Here is a 24,237-nt window from a genome sequence, read left to right on the forward strand (position 1 = left end):
GTTAGGTTAGCTCCATATTTAATCTCTTTTTTTGAGATATTAACAGGAGGTAGTATGAAAGCATGTCATATCATTAACAGAGTTGGCCTATCAAGTGCTGCACTTTTATTTACGATTTCATTCACCGTATTCGCTGTTCCAGAGAGCAAACGTGTTGATAAATTTATTTCCTGCGATAATTTAACCAAATCGCAGATTGCTGCTCAGGTAAAGCGAGATTTTCTGCAAAACCGTATTAATCGTTGGTTAGAAGATAGAAAACAGTTGGGAACTTCTACACCAGTCGCGTGGATAAATGTAGAAAATATCACCGCAGATAAAGATGTGTTGGGAGTTCCACTGACTGTTCGTGGCTCTAAGCGTGATAAAGATTACCGTGTTGTAGTGGATTGTCAGCAAAATACGATTAGCTATAACGAATTGAAATAACATTTTCTGATGGTTATCTCTCCCGTCATCAGATGGATACTAGATTTAGTGTGAGGAGTAAGGAAATGTTATGTCTAAATTGAGAAAATTATATCCGGCTTGTGAAGCTTACCGCTCTGGTTATTTGGACACAGGCGATGGTCATCAAGTTTATTGGGAATTATGTGGCAATCCTGAAGGTAAACCCGCTGTATTTATTCATGGTGGACCCGGTGGTGGTATTGCCTCTTATCATCGTCGGCTATTCGACCCCAAAAAATATCATGTCATGCTATTTGATCAGCGTGGTTGTGGGCGTTCAAAACCTCATGCCAGCCTGGAAAATAATACTACTTGGCATTTAGTTGAAGACATTGAGTGTTTACGTCAATTAATGGGAGTGGAAAAGTGGCTGGTATTTGGTGGCTCGTGGGGTTCCACTTTATCTTTGGTTTACGCACAAACTTACCCTCAACGAGTTTCTGAACTGATTCTTCGGGGAATTTTCCTGCTTAGGCAGCAAGAGCTGTATTGGTATTATCAGGATGGCGCTTCTAATTTCTTTCCGGATAAATGGCAACGAACGATCTCTATTTTATCGGAAGAGGAACGAAAGGATGTTATTAGCGCATATAACAAGCGGTTGACTAGTGATAATCGACAAATTCAATTAGAAGCAGCTCGTCTCTGGAGCTTGTGGGAAGGAGAGACGGTAACATTGCTTCCTTCGGATAGTGTGGAGTCTTTTACAGAAGATGAATTTGCCTTGGCATTTGCCCGAATTGAGAATCACTATTTCATGAATGGAGGTTTTATGAATGAGGATCAGCAACTATTGAATAATATTGACGCTATAAGGAATATTCCGGCAGTTATTATTCATGGTCGATATGATATGGCTTGTCGGGTGCAAAATGCTTGGGATCTGGCGCAGGCATGGCCAGAAGCAGAATTACATATTATTGAAGGAGCGGGGCATTCATTTGATGAGCCAGGTATTTTACATCAGCTTATTGGTGCAACGGATAAGTTTGCTGAGCAGTAATCTGATATAGCCACCGGTTATCCGGTGGTTATCAATCCTTGCTGGATAATTAGCGGCTTTTTGGCTCGTAAGGTAAACGGGAAAATTGCTTAGATAATTGGCGATAATGTACTAAACGTTGTTGAAAATACTGCCGAAGAGGTGCGGGTTGTTCCTGCTCAACTGTATCAGGAAGTACTGGCATATTGTAACGTTCCTTAAAAGCTACACTAGATGCTGCCAAATCAACATTGACTTTATCCATATCTTCTGCAGAAAGTTCGGCTAGGTTATGTCCCATAAGTGTCTCGCTCAATTGAAACTATAAATTCATAAAATGACAAAGTTAATCCAGACTGATTTTTCTGGCAAGAACTCAATTAAATATTTTATAAATATAAATAATATTCATTATCATTAAATATAGAGAACTATTTGACAATATTATTTTGCGAATAAAATTCATTTTCATTTAAATATATTAAATGAGATTCATTTCCATCTAATTTTGTTGGAAATTATATTATATTTCAATGTGATATATATTTTTTAATTATTTTTGTTTGTTGGGTTTTTTTATTTTTATTTAATTGGCATAATACAAGTAAATTAATGATGGGAGGATCTATTATGTTAAATCAAGAAATGGTTAATAAATTAAATGAACAGATGAATTTGGAATTCTATTCTGCAAATTTATATCTACAAATGAGTGCATGGTGCAGTGATAAAGGATTGGCGGGTGCTGCTGCATTTTTTAAATCGCACTCTCAGGAAGAGATGCAACACATGCATCGCTTATTTGATTATCTGAGCGATACTGGTGCGATGCCACGTTTAGGGCAGATTAATGCACCTTCAGCAGACTATAAATCCATATCTGATGTACTTCAGCAAACCTACGATCACGAGAAAGCTATTACCGCTGAAATTAATAAACTCGCCCATTTGGCGATAACGACGCAGGATTATTCCACTTTTAACTTCCTGCAATGGTATGTAGCAGAACAGCACGAAGAAGAGAAGTTGTTCAAGTCTATTCTTGATAAATTAAGTATGGTTGGCGAGGATGGTAAGGCACTCTTCCTATTGGATAAGGATTTGAAAGGTTTGGCCGGTTCAGACCCTATCTAATGAATGGAATTAATCAACCGCAGTAGCTGGCAATGACGTTAGATATTTAAAGCTAGCACCGCGGTTTTCCTTTTTTTGCGCGATAGTTCACAAGACGAAGTTCCTATTGTAAGTTATCGCGGATAAAATAACTTCTTTGATATAAGATAGTCTTAATTTGTAGAAATATATCTGAAAATTAAGAGGTTATTTATGACCATTAGTAAAATTCGTTCTTTTTGCCGGAAATTATCTGCTTTAGTTGTTCTGTTTGTCGGTATGTCTTGCCAGCAAGTTTTAGCTCATGCGCATTTAACAGAACAAATTCCAGCAGAAGATACCACGGTGGAAAATGCACCACAGGTCATTACCCTGAGCTTTTCAGAGGGCATTGAACTGAATTTCAGTAAAGTAAAAGTGACGGGTCCGGAAAATAAACCTATCAAAACTGGTCAATTGAAGCTCGATCCTGCGACTAATACAAAACTTATTCTTCCCGTAGAAGATAAACTGGTGGCAGGTAAATATCATGTTGACTGGAGTGTAGTCTCGGTTGATGGGCATAAAACTAAAGGCGTTTACAGTTTTACAGTTAAATAATTATGTCTCTGGCGGCTCTTTATATCTTCTGTCGCTTCGCTCATTTTGTGGCAGTTATGTTGATGTTTGGTCTCAGCATGTTTACTGTCATGTTAGTTCCTGCTCGCCTCTCTGTCCTAATTGATGTTCGTCTTCGTTTGGGGATAATTATCAGTACAATTGTGGCATTCATAACTACGATTGGTTGGTTGGTGATACAAGCGGGGCTAATGGGAGATGGCTGGCAGGATACTTATGATCTGGAAGTTTGGTTAGCAGTTCTGAGAACAACCTTTGGCAAAGTCTGGCAGTGGCAAATATTGATTTCAATAGTTACTACAGGGTTCTTGTTTATTAATAACCAAAAGACCAGAAATATTCTAATGTTAATTGGCTCGGCCATTTTATTATCCTGTCATGCTTTTATAGGACATGCAGTGATACATGATGGGATGTTGGGTATTCTTCATCAGATTAACCAGATAATTCACTTATTAAGTGTAGGGTACTGGTTTGGTGGATTATGGCCGTTTTTGTTATGCCTGCAACTTTTGCGTATGCGGAATGAACTCGCTGTAGAGTTGGATAAACAGGTTATGATTTCTATGATGCGTTTTTCCACCTATGGCCATATTGCAGTAATTCTTATCATCGTTACAGGTATAATAAGTAGCTTGATTTTGCTCCCGGGTTGGCCGGAGTATAGCGGTACTGAATATCAGTCAATGCTATGGCTGAAGATAGTGCTGGTAGCTGCTATGGTGATGCTTGCATTGATTAACCGTTATATCTTGGTTCCTAAACTAAGACAGCCTGGCCGCTATCAACTGCTGATTATCAATAGCTGGATTGAAATTATTTTTGGAGCGTTGGCTTTATTATGTGTTGCTGTTTTTGCTACTTATCAGCCGATTTGACTTTTTTAACTATACCCAATGGATTTCAAGATGCATCGCGACGGCAAGGGAGCGAATCCCCAGGAGCATAGCTAATTATGTGACTGGGGTGAGTGAGTGCAGCCAACAAAGAGGCAACTTGAAAGATAACAGGTATAACAACTTGTTTCAGTAGGTGTTATTTATGCAGTTGATTATTGATAATAATAAATAGTGAATGCGGGCAGCGTGCTGAAACCGTAGCGTACACGCAGTACGTGAGGATGATTCGTTTCGTTTGTCCTTATATCTACACATTGGTAACTATTATGAAACGTTTATTTCTATTACTTTCCTTATTATGTCTATCTTTTCAAAATGTTGCTGCTCCTATTGAGACAGTGAGTAAGTTGCAATTTGGTGATAAATGGGCATTTACTCGAGAAGAGGTGATGCTGAATTGCAGAGCAAATAAGGCTTTATTTGTGATTAATCCAAGTACTTTGGTGCAATACCCATTGAATGATATAGCCACAGAGATGGTCAGGGCAGGGAAAGTGAATGCGAAGTCTCTGGATATTATTCTATTAGATGATAGTAAAAATTCCGCTCAAAAAATGAGCATAAAACCATTTCAGAGAGCAGCTTTAGCACTATGTGGTAGAAAGTGATGCGTGGTAGAAAGTGATGCGTGGTAGAAAGTGATGCGTGGTAGAAAGTGATGCGTGGTAGAAAGTGATGCGATAAGAAATAATGTTATTGAGCTAAGCCGCGTAGCGTGACATTTGACTTAATAAGTGTCATTTCTGGCTATTTATTATCCAAAAAGTTGTTCAAATGTAATATGTCAGCTACGCTTTAAGTTGTAAGTTGTTTTACGTCTCAATGACACTTTTAGCGCACGGCTCTTAAGAGCCATTTTCCCTAGGCCGAGTAGAGGAGTCAACTCGGCCTTTTTTTGTCAGAAGCTTTGCGGACATCAGACTACCCTCATAACCCATGCATGGTTTTGTTTGTCATAATGTTTTCTGTACAACAGAATCTGTTTGTCGTTTAGTAAGGCGGGGATACTGGTATGTTCATCCCAGCCATCTAGTTGCATACAAAGTTCGCGGTCGGAATTGCAAGGAATACTAATGGTAGTATCGTCTCCTGCGGAAGGTTGAGACAGAATAGCATCATCAATTTCGTAGCTGGAAATTCTCAGTTTTGTCTGGTTCATGATGGCTCCTTAATTTCAATTAACAGGTACGACCAGTGAGGCCATCATTTGAGAATAGATCAAATGACTGAGATTGCCAGTAATAATATTTCCAGAATTGAATAATCGTTAGATGATATTGCTGTTATAACTATCTGTACTAAAACTTAGTTTTGTAATATTGTTTTTTTCATCTTCGTCATTCTTTGGACTTTTCCACATTCAGTAGGAAATATTTTATTTTAGTGTAATTTCTGGAGCAAAAAGTGTTAATGACAGAATGGCAAATCTAATAATTCTACGGATAAATTGTTTGAATGTTTTACTTTTCGTTACTCTGCTGGTCAGCATCTAGATAAAATGTGGGCAGAATACAGTCTGATTTTTATTGCTAAAAGGGTATAGCGGCTCTTACAGGTGCATTATACTTCTTATTAGCTGTACCTTTTGATGTTTTGCTAATGAGCGTGATATCTCGCTAACCTTGATAAACGCGCAATAAATATAATAAAGAATATCTTAATAGAGACAGTAAAAAATTTACGTCAGTGAGGCAGGCTGTTAACCTTATTGTTATGGGCATTTGATATTTTTTTGATATAAAAATAGAGATGCATTTTGTAAATTTCATCGGATAGGTCAATATGAATAAAAATGAGTTCTATCGAGATCTTGTTGGAGACTTAAAAGCTTTGTTGTCTGGTGAGTATGACTTAATAGCGACGCTCGCCAATGCTAGTGCATTGTTGTATGAACGTTTACATGACGTTAACTGGGCTGGTTTTTATCTGATTGATGGTGATACGTTGGTTCTGGGGCCATTTCAGGGGAAGGTTGCCTGTGTCAGAATACCTGTTGGTAAGGGAGTATGCGGAACTGCTGTATCAGAAAAGCGAATTCAACGTGTTAATGATGTCCATGAATTCCCTGGTCATATTGCCTGTGATGCTGCTAGTAACGCTGAAATTGTGTTGCCGTTGATCGTTAACGATAGAATCATTGGTGTATTGGATATTGATAGCGTGATTTTTCATCGGTTTGATGAAGAAGACGAATTTGGCTTACAAGCCCTTATTGATGGGCTATGTGCTCATTTAGAACAGTGCGTTGTGCCGAAATATGTTGAGTTGAATGTAACTTAACATATCGATAACGTGGCATTTATCAGCAACGCTATTATAATGACGCCAGTTCATGCCTATGCTGGTTGGCAAAACCGTTGTAATCAGGAAATTTCATGGAAAATCAACCTAAGTTGAATAGTAGTAAAGAAATCATTGCTTTTTTAGCTGAGCGCTTTCCGCTCTGTTTCGTCGCTGAAGGTGAAGCTCGTCCTTTAAAAATTGGTATCTTTCAGGATATCGTTGAACGTATTCAGGACGAAGAATGCTTAAGTAAAACACAATTGCGTTCCGCCTTGCGTTTGTATACATCAAGCTGGCGTTACTTGTATGGTGTGAAAGAAGGGGCGCAGCGTGTTGACCTTGATGGTAACTCGTGCGGTGAATTGGAAGCGGAACATATTGAGCATGCTCTTCAGCAACTGACTGAAGCCAAAGCGCGGGTCCAGTCACAGCGTGCAGAGCAAAGAGCCAAAAAACGTGAAGCTGAAAATACAGCTGCCGGTGAAAAAAATGATCGTCCGGCAACTAAAAAGCCAACTCCTCGTCGTCGTGCTCATAATACTGAAGGAGAAAAACGGCAGCCACGTCAACAAAATCGACCTCAGAAACAAGCACGTAAACCTGCTGCTAATAAACTTAGCCAACCTGCATCGACTCAGATTGCTGATGTTTCATTGCTGAAAATTGGCCAGGAAATTAAAGTTAGAGTAGGTAAGAGCTCGATGGATGCCTCTGTGCTTGAAATCGCTAAAGATGGTGTACGGGTGCAATTGCCTTCCGGTTTGGCAATGATTGTACGCGCAGAACATTTACAGTTCTGATACGGAGGCCAACCCAGGCATGAACAAATTCGTCAGACTGGCTTTTGTCTTAGGCGTTTCAATTTTTGGTACTTGCTATGCAAATACAAACAGTCCAGCAGCGGTTCCTGTTCGTATTAAACAACTGCCTATATTGGAGCAAGAACCTCAGCATTCAACTGTGAGCGAGCGGGTAACATCCCGCTTCATTCGTTCCCATTACCGTCAATTTAATTTAGATGGTGACTTTTCAGCAAAAATATTTGACCGTTATCTCAATATACTGGATTACAGCCACAATATATTGTTGGCGTCAGATGTAACTCAGTATGCTGATAAGAAAAAATTGTTAGGCCAGGAATTGGAAAGTGGGAATCTGGAAATCCCATATGACCTGTTTAATCTGTTACAGAAACGCCGTTTTGAGCGTTATCAGTATGCTTTATCTCGTCTTGAGCAGCCAATGAATTTTGATGGCAACGATACGATTGATATTGATCGGTCTAAAGCCCCTTGGCCGCAGAGTGTAGAAGAGCTGAATAGACTTTGGGATGCTAAAGTTAAATATGATTGGCTTAATCTCAAGCTCACAGGTAAAGATGATAAAGAAATTAAAGAAGTGCTGATTAAGCGCTATCAGTTTGCGTTAAAACGTCTGACACAAAGTCAGAGTGAGGACGTTTTTCAGCTGATTATGACTGCGTTTGCCCGTGAGATTGACCCTCACACTAATTACCTTTCACCACGCAATACTGAGCAGTTTAACTCAGAAATGAGCCTGTCCCTTGAAGGCATTGGTGCTGTTTTGCAGATAGACGATGACTACACTGTCATAAATTCTATGGTTGCTGGTGGTCCTGCGGCTAAAAGTAAAGCGCTAAAAGTGGGAGATAAGATTATCGGTGTCGGTCAGTCAGGGAAGTCAATGGTAGACATTATTGGCTGGCGTTTGGATGATGTGGTTGCACTGATTAAAGGCCCTAAAGGTAGTAAAGTACGGCTTGAGGTTATTTCTGATACGAAAGGGGCGAAACCACGTACTATCACTTTAACTCGTGAACAGATCCGTCTGGAAGACCGGGCAGTGAAGATGTCAGTTAAGACAATCGGTAAAGAAAAAGTAGGGGTGCTTGATATCCCAGGTTTTTACGTTGGCTTAACTGATAATGTTAAGACTCAATTGCAAAAACTGACTAAGCAGCATGTTAGTGCTATTGTCATAGATCTGCGTAGTAATGGTGGTGGTGCACTGACAGAGGCAGTTTCTTTGTCTGGCCTGTTTCTTCCAAGTGGCCCAATAGTGCAAGTCAGGGATAATAATGGGAAAATTCGTCAGGATTCTGATACTGATGAAGTGGTCTACTATAAAGGACCTCTAGTTGTTCTGGTAGATCGTTTCAGTGCATCTGCTTCTGAGATTTTTGCCGCAGCTATGCAGGATTATGGGCGAGCTTTGGTGGTTGGAGAGCCAACGTTTGGTAAAGGTACTGTTCAGCAATATCGTTCTTTGAGTCGTATTTACGATCAAATGATGCGTCCTGATTGGCCATCATTGGGTTCTGTTCAGTATACAATTCAGAAATTCTATCGTGTAAATGGCGGTAGCACTCAGCGTAAAGGTGTGACTCCTGATATTGTAATGCCAACGGGTGTTGATCCAGCAGAAACTGGGGAAAGTTTTGAAGATAATGCTTTGCCTTGGGATAGTATTCCTCCCGCTCGTTATACTGGGTCTAAAGTTATTGCCGCGTTAGTTCCACAGTTAAATGTGGCTCATAATGCTCGTATTGCAGGTGATCCAGAATTTAAGTATATCAATGAGGATATTGCTCGCTATAAAGCGATGAAAGAGCGTAAAAATATTGTTTCTCTGAACTATGCACAAAGAGAGAAAGAGAATAAAGAAGATGATGCTTTGAAATTGAACCGGATTAATGATCGTTTTAAACGAGAAGGAAAGAAACCATTAGCTTCACTGGATGATTTACCTAAGGATTATCAAGGACCAGATCCATATCTTGATGAATCAGTGAAGATTGCACTTGATTTGGCACATCAGCCTGCTGAGAAAGTGTTAGCTCAATCTAAGTAGAGCAATAGATTAAATAATCAGCTTAATAATGCCCAATATCGTTCATCTTAGATGCTTTGAGCGAATGGTATTGGGCTTTCAGTATTTCAGTATATTAAGCGCTCATTTTTTAGACGGTTGTTATTTTTCGGGAAGGATGAGCTGTTTCACAATTTCCTTGTGTTGCCTGGTGCCAAAGTATTTTGCTTAACCAATTGGTGTTAGGCTAATGTTAGTTTTTTACGGTTTTGTAAAGTTGTGTTGGTTTTATCGTTTGAAAAGTTAAAAAGCTTGAATATTGCAAGAATAGCCTTATTTATAGGATAGCTCTGAAGTGTATTGATTATTAATATAAGGAAGCCCATTTTTATGATGCGAATTGCTTTGTTCCTCCTCACTAACCTTGCTGTTATGTTGGTGTTTGGGATAATACTTTCTCTGACAGGAATTCAGGGAAGTAGTGTACAGGGTCTAATGATTATGGCTGGTCTGTTCGGTTTCGGTGGCGCGTTTGTTTCTCTGCTAATGTCCAAATGGATGGCTCTACGTTCTGTTGGTGGTCAGGTTATAGAACAGCCAACAAATGAAATTGAACATTGGTTGGTAGAAACTGTTCGTCGTCAGGCAGAACAAGTCAATATTGCTATGCCACAGGTTGCGATTTATGCTGCGCCTGATATTAACGCATTTGCTACTGGAGCGCGTCGTAATGCTTCTCTGGTAGCTGTCAGTACTGGCCTATTAGACAATATGAGTCGAGCAGAAGCGGAAGCTGTTATCGCTCATGAGATTAGCCATATTGCTAATGGTGATATGGTGACCATGACTTTGCTGCAAGGGATAGTAAATACTTTTGTTATCTTTATTTCCCGTTTGTTGGCTCAGGCTGTATCAAGTTTTCTGTCTGGCAACAATGAAAATGAAGAAGAAGGCAACTCCGGTAATCCGATTGTTTACATGGTCGTTTCAATGGTATTGGAAATAGTATTCGGCATTCTGGCAAGTATTATCACAATGTGGTTCTCCCGTTACCGTGAATTCCACGCAGATGCAGGTTCTGCCAAGTTGGTGGGCCGTGAGAAGATGATTGCTGCTTTACAGCGTCTGAAAACCAGTTATGAGCCACAAGAAGAAGGCAGTATGATGGCGTTCTGTATTAATGGGAAATCTAAGACATTCAGTGAGCTTTTTATGTCTCACCCACCATTAGACAAACGTATTGAAGCACTGCGTAGTGGGCAATACTTGAATAAATAATCTAGTGAACAAAATAAAAAGCTGGGAATTTCCCCCAGCTTTTGAAGATTAATTATACCTGATTTAACTCAATTTCTTCTTCTCGATTGAGGATGGCTGTATCGGTTTGCCTCATCAATTGGCTGGTAATTGCACCTGCAGTCATTGAACCACTTACATTCAAGGCTGTGCGGCCCATGTCAATAAGAGGTTCAACAGAAATCAACAGGGCAATTAACGTAACAGGTAATCCCATTGCCGGTAAAACAATCAGTGCAGCAAATGTGGCACCTCCACCTACACCGGCAACACCAGCAGAACTGATAGTTACAATACCGACTAGTGTTGCAATCCAAACAGGGTCAAATGGATCGATTCCTACTGTTGGAGCAACCATGGTCGCCAGCATGGCAGGATAAATACCAGCACAACCATTCTGGCCAATTGTTGCTCCGAAAGATGCTGAGAAGCTGGCAATAGACTCAGGTACACCGATACGGAGTGTCTGTGTTTCAACATTCAACGGAATACTGGCAGCACTTGAACGGCTGGTGAATGCAAAGGTTAGCACTGGCCAGATTTTTTTGAAAAATTTTACTGGGTTGATACCAGTAAAAGAGAGCAAAACTCCGTGAATTACAAACATCAGAGCGAGTGCAATATAAGATGCGATAACAAAGCTACCCAGTTTCACGGTTTCGTTGATGTTAGAATTAGCGACGACTTTAGTCATTAGAGCCATGACACCATATGGTGTCAGACGCATAATCAGGCGAACTAATTTCATTGTCCATGCCTGTATTGTATCAATAGCGACTAATGCTAGTTCACCATGTTTGTGATCATCTTTCAGCATTTGTAGCGCAGCAACACCCAAAAAGGTTGCAAAAATAACAACACTAATAACAGAAGTTGGATTGATACCCGTTAAATCAGCAAATGGGTTTTTAGGAATAAAAGACAAAATTAACTGTGGCACAGACAAGTCAGAGACTTTGCCTATATAGTTGTTTTCTATGGTAGACAGGCGTGCGGTTTCTTGGATTCCTTGAACTAAACCTTCAGCAGTCAGGCCGAATAGGTTAGTAATAATGATACCGATAAATGCTGCGATCATTGTTGTGAACAGCAGCGTTCCGATGGTCAAGAAACTGATTTTTCCTAAAGAAGATGCTTTATGTAATCTGGCAACTGCGCTCAGAATAGAGGCAAATACTAGAGGCATAATTACCATCTGTAGAAGTTGTACGTAACCATTGCCGACAATGTTGAACCATGATATTGATTCTTTCACCGTGGCATTATCGGGACCATAAATGAGTTGTAGTGCCAGACCAAAAATAACGCCAATGGCAAGGCCAACAAGAACTTTCTTTGACAAACTCGGTTGATGTGAGTTGGTTTTTGACAATAGCAAAAGTAGTGCTGCAAAAATGAGCACGTTCAGAATTAGTGGTAGATCCATCCCCAAACTCCAGAATTCAATTAGTTAGGTAATAAGCTGTATTGAATCGTGTAAGTTTGCAAACGAACACATTACAACAAGCAGTTGGGGAATATAATATCAGTTTAAATCATTTCTATTTATAACTAGATCGAATTTTATATAACAAATGTGGTGGTTAAGATTTAATTTTAGTCTATTACAGCATTAAAAATAGAGTTCCTTGATACAATCTATATAAAAGAATATAGAGTATTCAATATTTCTTGGCAGGAAAATGGCAATAACAATCAGTAGGACAGAAATAAATCTTTCTGCTTTCTTATTTCCTTGCTTGCCAAGCACCGGTAGGCGAAAACGTATCTTTATTGGCCATAATAATGGTACACCAGCAGGAGTTAGCATATCTGCGATCAGATGACTTAGATAACCAACAATCATGGCATGGAAAAAATCAGCTGGAATAGGCCACTCTTCTGGTATTTTTAGCCAAAATAAAGCGACACCTAATATGAGAGCAAGTAGGCTATGAGTAAATCCCCTATGTCCACATAATTTGGCGATTGGTATGGAGATAAACCTAAATAGTTTGCCCAAGGTTGAATTTGGGTGATCTATATCTGGTAACAATGCAGTGAGAAGCGCTCCTGGTAGCATGTGTAACCAGTCACCATTAGCTATTTCTGGTGTTATTTCGAGTTTGTGTGCCAGCATAATACTGGCAACTGAAAATAAAAGATGCCCTTCCGCGGTCATAAGCTCCTCTGGCTGGTGACTGTCTATCCATACAGTGGGGCGAGTATAGTGGGTTTTATGCAGGTAAGATAGAGGTTGAAAAATAAAAAATGTTATTTATTAATAAATAGCATTAATATTTAATCAAGTTTTTATTTGACAGAATAAGATATGAACGCTACGGCGACTATGTAAACAATTAAAGATTGCCATTTGGATAGATAATAGCAGTTAAAGTCACAGTTAAAAGATATCTATTGCATTTAGTTGTTCGAATGAATGTGGTTTATATCTGTTAATGCTCAACATGGATCATTAAAATGATGAGCTGATGGTTTTTTCTATGTCCCCAGTCCTCTTAAGTAGTCCAGGTAACTCTTCTAGAGTTATTGAGAGACTTGGCTTATAACGGAATCCAATATAAATTCTGAATATATTTTCTATTCTAAAATGTTGAATTACTTATTGTTGCCAATTATATAAAAATGGTTAATAATTTAAGAAATAAGAGCATTCCATTATTTTTCATTCAAATTAGACCCTGATTGAAGATAATTGTGAGAAATCATCTGTACGATGATTCAATATGGTAATTATAAAATCATATTATTTAATTCGAGGGGAAGATATGAATCCTCACAATGACAATAAATTACTTTCCTCTGTTCAATGACTTCTAGATGATCGTAGCGGTTTGCCTGGTTGAAACTTTTGAGTAAATTGTATGTAGACTGGCTACGTATTTTTAAGCTTCTTGTCTTGAGGTGGCAGGTTAGCTATCGGGTGCTCCCATTGGTCATATAGTTAGCGAAAATTGACAGCAGTAATCTCGATAGATGGAATCTTTTTCTTATGGAAAATCGTAAGAAGTTCTTAGTTAATTAAATATAAAGTTAAATTTTATGACTGATGGTCTATGATTGAACAAAAATAAACTCTATTTATCGCTATGGGAGAGATCGATGACTTATCAGAAAGCCGGATATATCGCGATGATGAAGCGAATCTTGGGTTGGGTGATCTTTATTCCGGCACTTGTATCAACTACTGTTTCTGTAATCAATCTTGTTTGGCAGCATGGTATTAGGGGAGATGGCATCAATGCGGTTTTGGATGATTTTTTGAAGATGATGGCAGAAATGGTGCGTTTTAATACCCCATTCTTGGATTTTTTCTGGAAAAATTCCCCAACGCCCGATCGTTTGGTTGGTTTTACAGGATCAACTTTTGGTTTCTTGACTATCTATTTCCTTATTTTTATTGGTCTTGCTATGAGAGCATCAGGTCAACGTATGTATAGACAGGTGAAGTTTATACGTGAAAATATTGAGGATCAGCTTATTCTTGAAAAAGCTAAAGGCAACAATGGGCTGACAAGGGAACAGATTGAATCAAAAATTAAACTTCCTCATCATACACTGTTCAGCCAGATTTATATCTTATATATTTCACCGATAATTGTTGGTGTAACTGCCTATTTTATATTGGAAATTTTAGGTTGGTAAGTTCTCCAATGGTTATTGCTGCGGAATTAAAGTGTTTTCGCAGCCTGATTACTTTATTTATTGACCATTTTCGGCCAGAATATTATCAATAGCATTTTGAGCTGTAATAAAATTATCACCACCAAACAGGTTACATCGGTTAAGTAAGTAATAAAGTTGATATATAGGTTGTCGTTCAATGAAGCTAGCGGGGAGTGGCCATACGCTCTGATACCCGTCAAAAATTTGCATTGGTAAGTCAGGGTATAACGGTAGCATCGCAAAATCACACTCACGATCTCCCCAATAGCATGCTGGATCGAAGACAACTGCGTTATCATCTAGAGAAGAACAATTAGTTGGCCAGAGATCTCCATGTAACAGAGAGGGTTGTGGATGGTGGTGTTGCAGTTTGCTACTTACAGTTTGAACAATATTATCAATATCACCAAATATCATGCCTTTTTCTGCCGCAATTTGTAATTGCCAACCAACTCTTTTCTCTGCATAGAATTGATGCCAGCGTCGTTGCCAGCTGTTTGGTTGTGGTGTTGTTGCTAGCATATTGTCGAAATCAAAGCCGAATTGAGGCTGTTCACTCCATTGATGAAGTTTTGCCAGTTGTTGGCCGAAGCAATAAGCACTGTGAGAATCAAAAGGTTTTAAAATCAGAAACTCAAGTAGCAGAAAACTATAGTCACGATCACAGCCAATACCATAAATGGCTGGAACACGGATAGTTTGGCTGCGTGCAAGAAGTTCAAGTTGCTCTGATTCTGCTTTGAAGACGGAAAGCATTTCCCTCTGGTTAGATTTGACAAAAATTTGCCTTTCTCCATGGGTAATCCGCCAGGTTTGATGGATATCTCCTCCGATTAACTCAGTTTTATCGTGAATTTCGGCAACACCGAAATGCTCATTCAATAAACGATTTACTGCTTGCCACATGGTTCACCTCTCTATGTCCTCAATCACTTTATAAACAATTAACAATTATAGTCAGAGAAAATATATGATCAGGTAAAAAAGATGATTAACAGGGTTATATCAAACAAATATAACCCTTTTTGTTATTGATTGAGCTCGTTAGAAATTTTCAGAGAAATTTGATGAGTTTTATGTTTGGATTTTATCCTTGCCAGTTTTATTTGGCTATAAGCTAGTGCTAGTGTAAAGAAAATAGCTTGGACAATAACAATGCATGGACCTGTCGCTCCATCAATGTGGAAACTAATTAGTGTACCAAGAACACAGGAGCTGACTGATACAATAACGGCGACAATTAACATCCGATCAAAGCTGCGGCATAGTGTGAAAGCTATGATTCCTGGTGATATCAACATTGCAATGACCAAAATCATTCCTACAGCCTGTAAGGAGGCAACTATTGTCATTGCTAGCAGGCAAAGTAAGCCGTAATGCAAAAACTTAATGGGTAATCCCACTACACGGGCTTGGTTAGGATCAAAACAGTAAAGCATGAAGTCTTTGCGTTTCAGTAGTATCACTACCATGGTAATACAGGTAATCCATAATGTTTGATTCAATTCATCTTTAGTTATCCCTAACATATTACCAAACAGAATATGGGTGAGATGCTGGTCGGTATCCATTCGGGCAAAAAGAACCAGACCAAAAGCAAACATGCCAGAGAAGACAATTCCCATAACAGTATCTTCTTTTATTCGGCTGTGTTCTTTCAGATATCCTGTTGCAAAGGCACAAAAAATACCAGAAAGAAACGCGCCAATAGCCAGTGGTATCCCGGCAGCGAAAGCCAGAACAATTCCTGGTAATACTGCATGAGAGATAGCATCACCCATTAACGACCAACCTTTAAGCACCAGATAGCAAGAGAGCATAGCGCACACTGCACCTGTTATGATGGCTGCAAATATTGCTCGTTGCATAAATGGAAACATAAACGGCTCAGTGATTAACTGAATTAACTCATTCATGATTGCGTCTCCTGAACCAATGCTGAGGATGCTTTTTTGGCACGTATACGAGAAGCGAATAGCCCGTGTTTTGGTGCAAGGAAGAACGCCAATAAGAAAATAACTGTTTGAAGCGTGACAATGACACCACCGGTAGCACCATTGAGAAAGAAACTTAGGTAAGCGCCAAATGCACTAGTTAGAGAACCAATGGCAATGGCAATTATCAGCAAACGTTTAAAACGGTCAGTCAGTAAATAAGCCGTTGCTCCTGGAGTTACTACCATTGCAATTACTAGAATGGCGCCAACAGTTTGTAAAGCTGCGACTGTACATGCGCTTAATAAAGTAAAAAAAATAATTTTCATCCTCAAGGGCGATAGACCAATAGAACGTGCATGAGTTTCATCAAAAAACACAACGAGTAAATCTTTCCAGATAAACATTAGCACGATAAATGAAACTGCAATGATAATTTCAACTTGAAGAACATCTTCATCAGCGATACCAAGAATATTGCCAAGAATAATAGTTTGTACATTAACAGATGTTGGATTGAGAGAAACTATTAATAAACCGGCAGCAAAGAAGGTGGAAAATATAAATCCGATCACCGCATCTTCGCGTAAGCGGGTGATATGACGAACAAGAGTCATCGACAGGGCTGCCAGCATGCCGGTAAAAAAAGCGCCACCAGCATAAGGAAGACCTAGTGCGTAAGCGCCGGCGACACCAGGTACAACCGAGTGAGAGAGAGCATCTCCCATTAATGACCAGCCTTTTAGCATCAGATAGGCGGAAAGAAAGGCACAGACGGCACCGACGATAGCACTGACCCAGATGGCTTTCACCATGTAGTTATAGTGAAAAGGTTGCAGCAAAAGTTCTATCATGGTTGGCGTTTCTCCTTTTGCTGAGCTTGTCGCGGCGGAACATGATGGTTATGACCATAAAACACTGCTGCACGTTCATCATCAGTAATAACAGTCAGAGAACGTGGGTCATCGTCATCGTGTAATTCTGGTCCAGATAGATTGATATGACGAAGTACTCCACCAAAAGTCCTCTCTAAATTCTTTTGAGTGAATGTTGTTTCTGTTGGGCCACTGGCCAGAACAGTTCGGTTGATCAGGATAACATGGTCACAGAATTCAGGTACGCTACCGAGATTGTGTGTTGAAACCAGAACTAGATGGCCTTCATCACGTAAATCACACAGTAAGTCAATGATGGCATTCTCTGTTTTTACGTCAACACCGGTGAAAGGTTCATCCAGTAATAGAACTTTTCCTTCTTGAGCCAGAGCCCTTGCAAGAAAGACCCGCTTTTTCTGTCCGCCTGAAAGTTCACCAATCTGCCGATTGTGTAGGGCAGTTAAGCCAACACGCTCAAGAGCTTCATCAACAGCTTGGTGATCTTTTTTACTTGGGATTCTCAAAAATCCCATTTTGCCGTAGCGTCCCATCATAACAACATCGGAAACCAGTACTGGAAAGTTCCAGTCAACTTCTTCTGTCTGGGGTACATACGCAATGATATTTTTCTTTAAAGCATTTTTAACAGACATATCGCTCAGGGTAACTTTCCCTTGAGATGGGTTTACCAAGCCCATAATAGTCTTAAACAATGTGGATTTACCACTACCGTTAATACCAACTAACGCACAGATAGTACCGCCAGTGATAGAGAAACTTGCGTCATAAATAGCGGTGTGACCGTTGTTGTAAGTTACAGTGGCATTGTCAACCACTAAATGAGGGCGTTCAAACGGATTACTGCTATTCATTGATTAAATCCTTTTGCTATTGTATCTACGGTTTTGTTCAACAAATCAATATACGTTGGCACTGGACCGTCACTACTAGAGAGTGAGTCTACATAAAGAACACCACCATAACGGGCGTCAGTTTCTTTACTGACTTGTTTGGCTGGTTTATCGGAAATTGTACTTTCGCTAAATACAACTGGGATTTTATTTGCTCTCACAGTATCAATAACATGACGAACTTGTTGTGGCGAGCCTTGTTCTTCGGCATTGATTGGCCACAGATAAACTTCTTTGAGTTGATAATCTTTAGCCAGATAACTGAAAGCACCTTCACTGGTGACTAGCCAACGTTGATCCTGTGGAATACGGGAAAGGCGTTCTCTCAATGGAGAATCCAATTTAGCGATTTTTTCAGCGTAGGTTTTGGCGTTCCTATTATAGACTTCTGCATTTTCAGGATCATATTTCACAAATGCTTTGCGAATATTTTCAATATAGACCAGGGCGTTTGTTGGTGACATCCATGCGTGAGGGTTAGGATTTCCGTTATAAGGTCCTTCTCGGATAGGCAATGGTAGAATGCCGTCAGTAATAACAACTGCTGGTATATCTTTGAGATTTTCAAAGAAACGCTCGAACCAGCGTTCCAGATTCAATCCATTCCATAGGATCAAATCGGCATGTTGGGACTTAATAATATCTTTGGGGGTAGGTTGATAATCATGGATTTCAGCACCTGGTTTAGTAATTGATTCAACAATTGCAGCATCTCCTGCTACATTTTGTGCTATATCCTGAATGATAGTAAAGGTGGTGACGACTTTGAATTTCTTAGAGGCAAATACTTGCTGGCTGAATAAAACTATAGATAGGAGAATCAACGTCATTCCCAGTATGGGAGAAGGGAACAGAGAAAGTTTTTTCTTCATGAATTCAAACCTTACTTGTTATAAGTATATATATGATAACGATTATCAATATCATTTAAGTAAAGTCAAGATTATAAAATTTGAAACCAGAGATTATTGCGATAGTCATTACATGATATGAACACGAATACAGTTAAAAGTTAAGTAAAAATATTTTTGGGTTGTAAGTGAAATTGTATATGCTCCGTTTGAATAAATCTTATCTAGAGGATTATTAAAGTGAAATTAAGATTCAGCGTTGCAGTACTGATCGTACTATTGGTAGGTTGTGCCGAAAGGAATCCCCGGCAAACAAGTCTCGGTAAGCAACTAGGCCAGCAACGTATGCTTAGTGGTGCTGTAGCTAAGTTTTCTTCTAATTTCCCTCCGACACCATTTGATACATTTATTCGGCAGGCATCTAATCGATATGGTGTTGATGAAGCACTTATTAGAGCGATTATTCAAGTTGAATCAGGTTTTCGCCCTGGTGCAGTTAGTAAATCGAATGCAATTGGCCTTATGCAGATTAAAGCATCAACAGCAGGGCGAGATGTATATCGGCAGAAGGGACGTTTTGGTCAACCGACAACTCGTGAGTTGAAAGATCCTAAAACTAATATTGATCTTGGTACTGCTTACATCAGCATTCTGAAAGAGCAGCATCTGGCCGGAATTAATAACCCTGAGACTCTCTACTATGCGACTATTGTTGCTTATGTAAATGGTGCAGGTGCCCTTTTACGCACTTTTAGTACAGATCGTCAATTAGCTGTTAATAAAATAAATCGTATGACACCGGATGAGTTTTATCAGCATGTTCAGGATAATCATCCGGCAGCCCAGGCTCCACGTTATTTGTGGAAAGTAAAAAATGCTTATCGTTCATTGACAATGATAGAGTAACGAGCTAAGGAAAATGGTGATTCATTTCTAATGGGTTTTTCTACATTGTATATTATATTGTCATTAGCATTAGAAACCGCCCAATTGTTTGCTTATCGCTTCTTATAGGACTTTTGGGTTGTTGGGAATTGCCACAGGCGCCCAATTTTATTCAGCCCGGGGGAATAAACAGGTAAAAACAATAGGTTAAATTTAGAATGACGATTCAGCCAATCACTGACTATCCGGCTTTTGTGAATACTATAATTATCCAAAATTAACGTGAGGGTTTCAGCGTGACAATATTGGCGATCAAGTTCTTCCAATACATTGATAAATAATCGAGAATTACGAAACGCGGGGATGGCTATTTGCGAGGAATACTGATTCATGGTGCTGGTTCAGTTGTTTATCGGGTGCAAAAAATCCCTGACGAACAATGTAATGGATTACAACGCGGGTTAAAAGGCGTGATAGCCTGCAGCGGGCTCAATAATGAGTCGGTGTCCATATAAGTTATTTATGAAAATATTTCAGTAAGCAATGAAATGGCGGAATGATTTCAGACGCTAAATATAAATAGATTTAGTGTGTCTTTGGTTAAGAAATATTAGATTGTTTGTTCCTAAAATTATATAAAAAAATCAATCTTTTGAGTTATAAGAGTGTTTTATTATTATTTTATTAAAATACACTGAATTGTGATAATACCCGTAGGTACTCCGATTCCTTGGCCGACGGCCATACCACCAGGCGGGTGGTTGCGGTGTAATGGTGCGGTCTTTGATAAATCGAAATTTCCGGAATTAGCCAAGGCTTATCCTAGTGGTAGATTGCCCGATTTGCACGGTGAATTTATCCGGGGATGGGACGATGGGCGCGGAGTTGATCCATCGCGCTCACTGCTAGCATGGCAAGAGGGGTCTTATTTAATACAGGAAGCTCAACAAACTGCTGATCATGTTGTTAACTTCTCACTCAACGAGCATACGAAATTACAGTGGGATACTCCCCAAGATAAAGATATTCAATTAAGAGCTAGAGCGTCTGGAGGCTCGGCAACGACTTGGGCTGCCAATGCTGCTTATATCGGGGTATCAAGACCACGTAACATAGCGTTTAACTACATTGTAAGGGCAGCATAATGATAGGGCCGCTTGGCCCTTTTCAATCATAGTGTTTCGCGGTTTAATCGTGTGATATCATGTTGCTCGTTATATTGAAGTGCATAGTACATTTTTAATTGTGTACATATCTTGCGTAGTATAGTAAGAATAATGATATAACTACTTGTAAATTATAAATTATTTTCTCCTTCAAGTGACCTGTCGTGTGGGTCACCACTGTAGATAAGGATTGTAAATGCCTGTTATTACACTTCCTGACGGTAGCCAACGCCAGTTTGACCGTGCTGTTTCTGTAATGGATGTTGCTTGTGATATTGGTCCTGGTTTAGCGAAAGCATGTATTGCTGGCCGTGTAAATGGTGAGCTGGTGGATACTTGTGAATTAATCGATTCAGATGCAAACCTTGCCATCATCACCAGTAAAGATGAAACAGGGTTGGGAATTATCCGCCATTCATGTGCACATTTACTGGGCCATGCGATTAAACAATTATGGCCAGATACTAAAATGGCTATCGGCCCAGTTATTGATAATGGTTTCTACTATGATGTTGATCTTGGCCGAGCTTTGACGCAGGAAGATATCGAACTGCTTGAAAAACGCATGTTGGAACTTGCCAAAAAAGACTATGACGTCATCAAGAAAAAAGTAAGTTGGCAAGAGGCTCGTGATACGTTTGTTGCTCGTGGTGAAGATTACAAGGTACAGATTTTGGATGAAAACATTGACCGTGATGATCATCCTGGTTTGTACAATCATGAAGAATATGTTGACATGTGCCGTGGCCCACATGTGCCAAATATGCGTTTTTGCCATCATTTTAAATTGCAGAAAGTTGCTGGGGCATATTGGCGCGGGAATAGCAACAATAAAATGTTGCAACGTATATACGGCACTGCATGGGCTGATAAGAAACAGCTCAATACTTACCTACAACGTTTGGAAGAGGCTGCTAAACGTGACCATCGTAAAATTGGTAAACAGTTAGATCTGTACCACATGCAGGAGGAAGCTCCTGGTATGGCATTCTGGCATAACGATGGCTGGACAATTTTTCGTGAACTAGAAACTTTCGTGCGCACCAAACTGAAAGAATATCAGTATCAGGAAGTTAAAGGTCCATTTATGATGGATCGTGTGATGTGGGAAAGGACAGGCCATTGGGAAAACTACAATGAGCATATGTTCACCACTTCTTCAGAGAACCGTGAATATTGCGTTAAGCCGATGAATTGTCCAGGGCATATTCAGATTTTTAACCAAGGTTTAAAATCCTATCGTGATTTACCTTTACGCATGGCTGAATTCGGTAGTTGCCACCGCAATGAACCGTCAGGTGCATTACATGGTTTAATGCGTGTTCGTGGTTTTACTCAGGATGATGCGCATATCTTCTGTACAGAAGAGCAAATTCACCGAGAAGTTAGCAACTGCATTAAGATGGTGTACGACGTTTACAGTACTTTTGGTTTTGAAAAAATCGCCGTGAAACTGTCAACTCGTCCGGAAAAACGCATTGGTACTGAAGAGCAGTGGAATCAGGCGGAAGAATCTCTGGCAGCAGCACTGCAAGAAAATGGTGTTCAGTTTGAATATCAGCCAGGAGAAGGTGCTTTTTACGGTCCTAAAATTGAATTTACTTTGCATGATTGTTTGGATCGTGCATGGCAATGTGGTACTGTGCAGCTTGATTTTTCACTACCAGGTCGCTTGGGTGCGTCTTACGTAGGTGAAAACAATGAGCGTAAAGTTCCTGTAATGATTCACCGTGCGGTTTTGGGTTCACTGGAACGGTTTATCGGTATCCTGACTGAGGAATATGCGGGCTTCTTCCCGACATGGATTGCTCCACAGCAGGTAGTTGTGATGAATATCACTGACGGTCAGGCTGATTATGTACAGGAATTGGCAAAAAAATTCCAAGAATCTGGTATTCGTGCAAAAGTAGACTTGAGAAACGAGAAGATTGGCTTTAAAATCCGTGAACACACTCTGCGTCGCGTTCCTTATATGCTTGTCTGCGGTGAAAAAGAGGTCGAATCAGGGAAAATCTCTGTGCGTACCCGCCGCGGGAAAGATTTGGGTAGCATTGACGTTAACGAGTTCATCGAAAAACTGCTTATAGAAATACGCAGTCGTAAGCTTCATCAATTGGAGGAATAAGGTATTAAAGGCGGAAAAAGAATTCAAACGGCGCGTCCTAATCGCATTAATGGAGAGATTCGCGCTTCTGAAGTTCGTTTAACAGGTTTAGATGGCGAACAGATTGGTATTGTCAGTCTGAGAGAAGCTCTTGAAAAAGCTGAGGAAGTGGGTGTTGATTTGGTTGAAATCAGCCCAAATGCCGAGCCGCCGGTTTGCCGTATCATGGATTACGGCAAGTTCCTCTATGAGAAGAGTAAGTCGATTAAAGAACAGAAGAAGAAACAAAAGGTTATTCAGGTTAAGGAAATTAAATTCCGTCCTGGTACAGATGAAGGCGACTATCAGGTCAAACTACGCAACCTGGTTCGTTTTCTGGAAGATGGCGATAAAGCCAAAATCACTCTGCGTTTCCGCGGACGTGAAATGGCGCATCAACAGATCGGTGTCGAAATGCTCAACCGTATTCGCGATGATCTGGATGAACTGGCGATGGTTGAATCATTCCCTTCGAAGATTGAAGGTCGTCAGATGATCATGGTGCTCGCTCCTAAGAAGAAATAGTTAGGCAATCAAGTAACAAACTCCAGCTGGTTTTGTCTGGTTGGGGTTTGTTCGCCTTACTAATTCGTTGTAATTAACAATGCGAAGTGGAAATTAAAATGCCAAAGATTAAAACAGTACGCGGCGCAGCTAAACGCTTTAAAAAAACTGCAAGTGGTGGTTTTAAGCGTAAGCACGCTAACCTTCGTCACATTCTGACTAAGAAATCAACTAAGCGTAAACGTCATTTACGTCCAAAGGGCATGGTCTCCAAAGGTGATCTGGGCCTGGTTGTTGCTTGTCTGCCATACGCATAAGCAATTTTTTAGATTAGAACTCAGAGACGATAGGAGAAGTATATGGCTCGCGTAAAACGTGGTGTTGTCGCCCGTGCACGTCACAAGAAAATTTTAAAGCAAGCGAAAGGTTACTACGGTGCTCGTTCGCGCGTTTACCGTGTTGCCTTCCAGGCAGTAATCAAAGCAGGACAGTACGCTTACCGTGACCGTCGTCAGCGTAAACGTCAGTTCCGCCAACTGTGGATTGCACGTATCAACGCTGCAGCGCGTCAAAATGGCCTGTCTTATAGCCGTTTCATCAATGGCTTGAAAAAGGCATCTATTGAAATTGACCGTAAAATCTTGGCTGACATCGCTGTGTTTGACAAAGTAGCATTTGCTGCTTTGGTTGAAAAAGCGAAAGGTGCTCTGGTATAAGCTAGAGTAGTAAGAGGGAGCATCGCTCCCTCTTTTACTTTTGTTTAAAAATATGGCTTACTAATGTGTCGCCGCCAGAAAAAAATACCATTATTGAGAGAACTAATATTATGTTA

26 protein-coding genes, 2 pseudogenes and 1 other annotated feature (1 of these 29 cut by a window edge) are annotated in these 24,237 nt (G+C 39.9%); of the genes and pseudogenes, 18 read left to right on the plus strand and 10 right to left on the minus strand.

Features of this window, described 5'->3' with window-relative positions:
• Window positions 1-54: 54 nt before the first annotated feature.
• Both yebF and pip read left to right on the plus strand, forming a co-directional pair.
• On the plus strand, window positions 55-429 hold the full coding sequence (gene yebF / locus BO26_RS05715; protein ID WP_036769769.1) for a protein YebF: 375 nt from the start codon (window positions 55-57) through the stop codon (window positions 427-429).
• Window positions 430-499: 70 nt separating this feature from the next.
• Window positions 500-1,453: a prolyl aminopeptidase gene (pip, locus tag BO26_RS05720; RefSeq protein WP_036769772.1), complete on the plus strand. Its 954-nt coding sequence runs from the start codon at window positions 500-502 to the stop codon at window positions 1,451-1,453.
• A 49-nt stretch (window positions 1,454-1,502) separates the two neighbouring features.
• Here the strand turns inward: pip and BO26_RS05725 are convergent, their stop codons facing one another.
• Window positions 1,503-1,733, minus strand: coding sequence for a DNA polymerase III subunit theta (locus BO26_RS05725; RefSeq protein WP_036769773.1), 231 nt, complete (start codon window positions 1,731-1,733; stop codon window positions 1,503-1,505).
• Window positions 1,734-2,062: 329 nt separating this feature from the next.
• Here BO26_RS05725 and ftnA point away from each other — a divergent pair, with 329 nt between their 5' ends.
• The 4 genes from ftnA (at window position 2,063) to BO26_RS05745 (ending at window position 4,670) form a co-directional block, all read left to right on the plus strand.
• Window positions 2,063-2,566 (plus strand): non-heme ferritin, encoded by a 504-nt coding sequence (ftnA, locus tag BO26_RS05730; RefSeq protein ID WP_036769775.1) that lies wholly within the window; start codon window positions 2,063-2,065, stop codon window positions 2,564-2,566.
• Between the two features lie 192 nt (window positions 2,567-2,758).
• Window positions 2,759-3,145: a CopC domain-containing protein YobA gene (gene yobA / locus BO26_RS05735; protein ID WP_036769776.1), complete on the plus strand. Its 387-nt coding sequence runs from the start codon at window positions 2,759-2,761 to the stop codon at window positions 3,143-3,145.
• A gap of 2 nt (window positions 3,146-3,147) precedes the next feature.
• Window positions 3,148-4,041, plus strand: a complete 894-nt coding sequence (gene copD, locus BO26_RS05740) for a copper homeostasis membrane protein CopD (protein ID WP_036769778.1) — start codon at window positions 3,148-3,150, stop codon at window positions 4,039-4,041.
• A 287-nt stretch (window positions 4,042-4,328) separates the two neighbouring features.
• Entirely contained in the window at window positions 4,329-4,670 is a 342-nt protein-coding gene (locus tag BO26_RS05745; protein ID WP_036769781.1) for a YebY family protein, read from the plus strand.
• Between the two features lie 308 nt (window positions 4,671-4,978).
• Here the strand turns inward: BO26_RS05745 and BO26_RS05750 are convergent, their stop codons facing one another.
• The gene (locus tag BO26_RS05750; RefSeq protein WP_036769784.1) at window positions 4,979-5,221 is read right to left on the minus strand and encodes a DUF1480 family protein; all 243 of its coding nucleotides are present in this window, start codon (window positions 5,219-5,221) and stop codon (window positions 4,979-4,981) included.
• 623 nt (window positions 5,222-5,844) lie between these two features.
• On the opposite strand from BO26_RS05750, the gene BO26_RS05755 reads away from it, so the two are divergent.
• From BO26_RS05755 to htpX, 4 genes are all read left to right on the plus strand, one after another.
• Window positions 5,845-6,342, plus strand: a complete 498-nt coding sequence (locus BO26_RS05755) for a GAF domain-containing protein (RefSeq protein ID WP_036769787.1) — start codon at window positions 5,845-5,847, stop codon at window positions 6,340-6,342.
• Between the two features lie 95 nt (window positions 6,343-6,437).
• The gene (proQ, locus tag BO26_RS05760) at window positions 6,438-7,145 is read left to right on the plus strand and encodes an RNA chaperone ProQ (RefSeq protein WP_036769790.1); all 708 of its coding nucleotides are present in this window, start codon (window positions 6,438-6,440) and stop codon (window positions 7,143-7,145) included.
• Window positions 7,146-7,164: 19 nt separating this feature from the next.
• Window positions 7,165-9,216: a carboxy terminal-processing peptidase gene (gene prc / locus BO26_RS05765; RefSeq protein ID WP_036769792.1), complete on the plus strand. Its 2,052-nt coding sequence runs from the start codon at window positions 7,165-7,167 to the stop codon at window positions 9,214-9,216.
• A 348-nt stretch (window positions 9,217-9,564) separates the two neighbouring features.
• Window positions 9,565-10,452 carry a protease HtpX gene (gene htpX, locus BO26_RS05770; RefSeq protein ID WP_036769795.1) on the plus strand — a complete coding sequence of 296 codons (888 nt, stop codon included), beginning with the start codon at window positions 9,565-9,567 and terminating at the stop codon, window positions 10,450-10,452.
• 52 nt (window positions 10,453-10,504) lie between these two features.
• On the opposite strand, the gene BO26_RS05775 is transcribed toward htpX, so the two are convergent.
• Window positions 10,505-11,896 (minus strand): L-cystine transporter, encoded by a 1,392-nt coding sequence (locus tag BO26_RS05775; RefSeq protein WP_036769798.1) that lies wholly within the window; start codon window positions 11,894-11,896, stop codon window positions 10,505-10,507.
• 186 nt (window positions 11,897-12,082) lie between these two features.
• Complete coding sequence (locus BO26_RS05780; RefSeq protein WP_036769800.1) at window positions 12,083-12,631, minus strand: metal-dependent hydrolase; 549 nt, start codon at window positions 12,629-12,631, stop codon at window positions 12,083-12,085.
• 941 nt (window positions 12,632-13,572) lie between these two features.
• On the opposite strand from BO26_RS05780, the gene BO26_RS05785 reads away from it, so the two are divergent.
• Window positions 13,573-14,115 (plus strand): YniB family protein, encoded by a 543-nt coding sequence (locus tag BO26_RS05785; RefSeq protein WP_036769803.1) that lies wholly within the window; start codon window positions 13,573-13,575, stop codon window positions 14,113-14,115.
• Between the two features lie 57 nt (window positions 14,116-14,172).
• On the opposite strand, the gene BO26_RS05790 is transcribed toward BO26_RS05785, so the two are convergent.
• From BO26_RS05790 to BO26_RS05810, 5 genes are all read right to left on the minus strand, one after another.
• Window positions 14,173-15,042 carry a fructosamine kinase family protein gene (locus BO26_RS05790; RefSeq protein WP_036769805.1) on the minus strand — a complete coding sequence of 290 codons (870 nt, stop codon included), beginning with the start codon at window positions 15,040-15,042 and terminating at the stop codon, window positions 14,173-14,175.
• Between the two features lie 122 nt (window positions 15,043-15,164).
• Window positions 15,165-16,052 (minus strand): metal ABC transporter permease, encoded by an 888-nt coding sequence (locus tag BO26_RS05795; RefSeq protein WP_036769807.1) that lies wholly within the window; start codon window positions 16,050-16,052, stop codon window positions 15,165-15,167.
• The gene (locus BO26_RS05800; RefSeq protein WP_036769809.1) at window positions 16,049-16,924 is read right to left on the minus strand and encodes a metal ABC transporter permease; all 876 of its coding nucleotides are present in this window, start codon (window positions 16,922-16,924) and stop codon (window positions 16,049-16,051) included. Before BO26_RS05800 ends, BO26_RS05795 begins: the two co-directional genes overlap by 4 nt.
• Complete coding sequence (locus BO26_RS05805; RefSeq protein WP_036769811.1) at window positions 16,921-17,817, minus strand: manganese/iron ABC transporter ATP-binding protein; 897 nt, start codon at window positions 17,815-17,817, stop codon at window positions 16,921-16,923. Before BO26_RS05805 ends, BO26_RS05800 begins: the two co-directional genes overlap by 4 nt.
• On the minus strand, window positions 17,814-18,728 hold the full coding sequence (locus BO26_RS05810) for a metal ABC transporter substrate-binding protein (protein ID WP_036769813.1): 915 nt from the start codon (window positions 18,726-18,728) through the stop codon (window positions 17,814-17,816). Before BO26_RS05810 ends, BO26_RS05805 begins: the two co-directional genes overlap by 4 nt.
• A gap of 219 nt (window positions 18,729-18,947) precedes the next feature.
• Between BO26_RS05810 and BO26_RS05815 the strand changes: the two genes are divergently transcribed.
• Entirely contained in the window at window positions 18,948-19,613 is a 666-nt protein-coding gene (locus tag BO26_RS05815) for a transglycosylase SLT domain-containing protein (RefSeq protein ID WP_036769815.1), read from the plus strand.
• A 128-nt stretch (window positions 19,614-19,741) separates the two neighbouring features.
• Here BO26_RS05815 and BO26_RS05820 read toward each other — a convergent pair.
• Window positions 19,742-19,945: pseudogene (locus BO26_RS05820) on the minus strand (transposase); the annotation flags it as partial.
• On the opposite strand from BO26_RS05820, the pseudogene BO26_RS24810 reads away from it, so the two are divergent.
• The 6 genes and pseudogenes from BO26_RS24810 to rplT form a co-directional block, all read left to right on the plus strand.
• Window positions 19,940-20,104: pseudogene (locus BO26_RS24810) on the plus strand (IS110 family transposase); the annotation flags it as partial. The pseudogenes BO26_RS05820 and BO26_RS24810 sit on opposite strands and share 6 nt — an antisense overlap.
• A 189-nt stretch (window positions 20,105-20,293) precedes the next feature.
• A complete protein-coding gene (locus BO26_RS05825) occupies window positions 20,294-20,737 on the plus strand; it encodes a phage tail protein (protein ID WP_236637348.1) in 444 nt (147 codons plus the stop codon).
• A 217-nt stretch (window positions 20,738-20,954) separates the two neighbouring features.
• A complete protein-coding gene (gene thrS, locus BO26_RS05830) occupies window positions 20,955-22,883 on the plus strand; it encodes a threonine--tRNA ligase (protein WP_036769817.1) in 1,929 nt (642 codons plus the stop codon).
• Window positions 22,884-22,886: 3 nt separating this feature from the next.
• On the plus strand, window positions 22,887-23,426 hold the full coding sequence (infC, locus tag BO26_RS05835) for a translation initiation factor IF-3 (protein ID WP_072023221.1): 540 nt from the start codon (window positions 22,887-22,889) through the stop codon (window positions 23,424-23,426).
• A 98-nt stretch (window positions 23,427-23,524) separates the two neighbouring features.
• A complete protein-coding gene (gene rpmI / locus BO26_RS05840; RefSeq protein ID WP_006118955.1) occupies window positions 23,525-23,722 on the plus strand; it encodes a 50S ribosomal protein L35 in 198 nt (65 codons plus the stop codon).
• A gap of 42 nt (window positions 23,723-23,764) precedes the next feature.
• Window positions 23,765-24,121 carry a 50S ribosomal protein L20 gene (gene rplT / locus BO26_RS05845; protein WP_015834008.1) on the plus strand — a complete coding sequence of 119 codons (357 nt, stop codon included), beginning with the start codon at window positions 23,765-23,767 and terminating at the stop codon, window positions 24,119-24,121.
• A 104-nt stretch (window positions 24,122-24,225) separates the two neighbouring features.
• Window positions 24,226-24,237: a sequence feature (Phe leader region), on the plus strand (it continues 113 nt past the right edge of the window).

This window comes from Photorhabdus australis DSM 17609 (genome assembly GCF_000711895.1).
GTDB lineage: Bacteria > Pseudomonadota > Gammaproteobacteria > Enterobacterales > Enterobacteriaceae > Photorhabdus > Photorhabdus australis.

What these genes read in the sequence shown, in the direction of transcription:
- BO26_RS05750 (WP_036769784.1), bottom strand. Translation starts at nt 5,221, where the DNA reads ATGAACCAGACAAAACTGAGAATTTCCAGCTACGAAATTGATGATGCT.
- yebF (WP_036769769.1), top strand. Translation starts at nt 55, where the DNA reads ATGAAAGCATGTCATATCATTAACAGAGTTGGCCTATCAAGTGCTGCA.
- BO26_RS05805 (WP_036769811.1), bottom strand. Translation starts at nt 17,817, where the DNA reads ATGAATAGCAGTAATCCGTTTGAACGCCCTCATTTAGTGGTTGACAAT.
- pip (WP_036769772.1), top strand. Translation starts at nt 500, where the DNA reads ATGTCTAAATTGAGAAAATTATATCCGGCTTGTGAAGCTTACCGCTCT.
- proQ (WP_036769790.1), top strand. Translation starts at nt 6,438, where the DNA reads ATGGAAAATCAACCTAAGTTGAATAGTAGTAAAGAAATCATTGCTTTT.
- BO26_RS05795 (WP_036769807.1), bottom strand. Translation starts at nt 16,052, where the DNA reads ATGAATGAGTTAATTCAGTTAATCACTGAGCCGTTTATGTTTCCATTT.
- rplT (WP_015834008.1), top strand. Translation starts at nt 23,765, where the DNA reads ATGGCTCGCGTAAAACGTGGTGTTGTCGCCCGTGCACGTCACAAGAAA.
- rpmI (WP_006118955.1), top strand. Translation starts at nt 23,525, where the DNA reads ATGCCAAAGATTAAAACAGTACGCGGCGCAGCTAAACGCTTTAAAAAA.
- thrS (WP_036769817.1), top strand. Translation starts at nt 20,955, where the DNA reads ATGCCTGTTATTACACTTCCTGACGGTAGCCAACGCCAGTTTGACCGT.
- BO26_RS05785 (WP_036769803.1), top strand. Translation starts at nt 13,573, where the DNA reads ATGACTTATCAGAAAGCCGGATATATCGCGATGATGAAGCGAATCTTG.
- ftnA (WP_036769775.1), top strand. Translation starts at nt 2,063, where the DNA reads ATGTTAAATCAAGAAATGGTTAATAAATTAAATGAACAGATGAATTTG.
- copD (WP_036769778.1), top strand. Translation starts at nt 3,148, where the DNA reads ATGTCTCTGGCGGCTCTTTATATCTTCTGTCGCTTCGCTCATTTTGTG.
- BO26_RS05725 (WP_036769773.1), bottom strand. Translation starts at nt 1,733, where the DNA reads ATGGGACATAACCTAGCCGAACTTTCTGCAGAAGATATGGATAAAGTC.
- BO26_RS05810 (WP_036769813.1), bottom strand. Translation starts at nt 18,728, where the DNA reads ATGAAGAAAAAACTTTCTCTGTTCCCTTCTCCCATACTGGGAATGACG.
- htpX (WP_036769795.1), top strand. Translation starts at nt 9,565, where the DNA reads ATGATGCGAATTGCTTTGTTCCTCCTCACTAACCTTGCTGTTATGTTG.
- BO26_RS05790 (WP_036769805.1), bottom strand. Translation starts at nt 15,042, where the DNA reads ATGTGGCAAGCAGTAAATCGTTTATTGAATGAGCATTTCGGTGTTGCC.
- BO26_RS05745 (WP_036769781.1), top strand. Translation starts at nt 4,329, where the DNA reads ATGAAACGTTTATTTCTATTACTTTCCTTATTATGTCTATCTTTTCAA.
- BO26_RS05775 (WP_036769798.1), bottom strand. Translation starts at nt 11,896, where the DNA reads ATGGATCTACCACTAATTCTGAACGTGCTCATTTTTGCAGCACTACTT.
- BO26_RS05800 (WP_036769809.1), bottom strand. Translation starts at nt 16,924, where the DNA reads ATGATAGAACTTTTGCTGCAACCTTTTCACTATAACTACATGGTGAAA.
- BO26_RS05780 (WP_036769800.1), bottom strand. Translation starts at nt 12,631, where the DNA reads ATGACCGCGGAAGGGCATCTTTTATTTTCAGTTGCCAGTATTATGCTG.
- yobA (WP_036769776.1), top strand. Translation starts at nt 2,759, where the DNA reads ATGACCATTAGTAAAATTCGTTCTTTTTGCCGGAAATTATCTGCTTTA.
- BO26_RS05755 (WP_036769787.1), top strand. Translation starts at nt 5,845, where the DNA reads ATGAATAAAAATGAGTTCTATCGAGATCTTGTTGGAGACTTAAAAGCT.
- prc (WP_036769792.1), top strand. Translation starts at nt 7,165, where the DNA reads ATGAACAAATTCGTCAGACTGGCTTTTGTCTTAGGCGTTTCAATTTTT.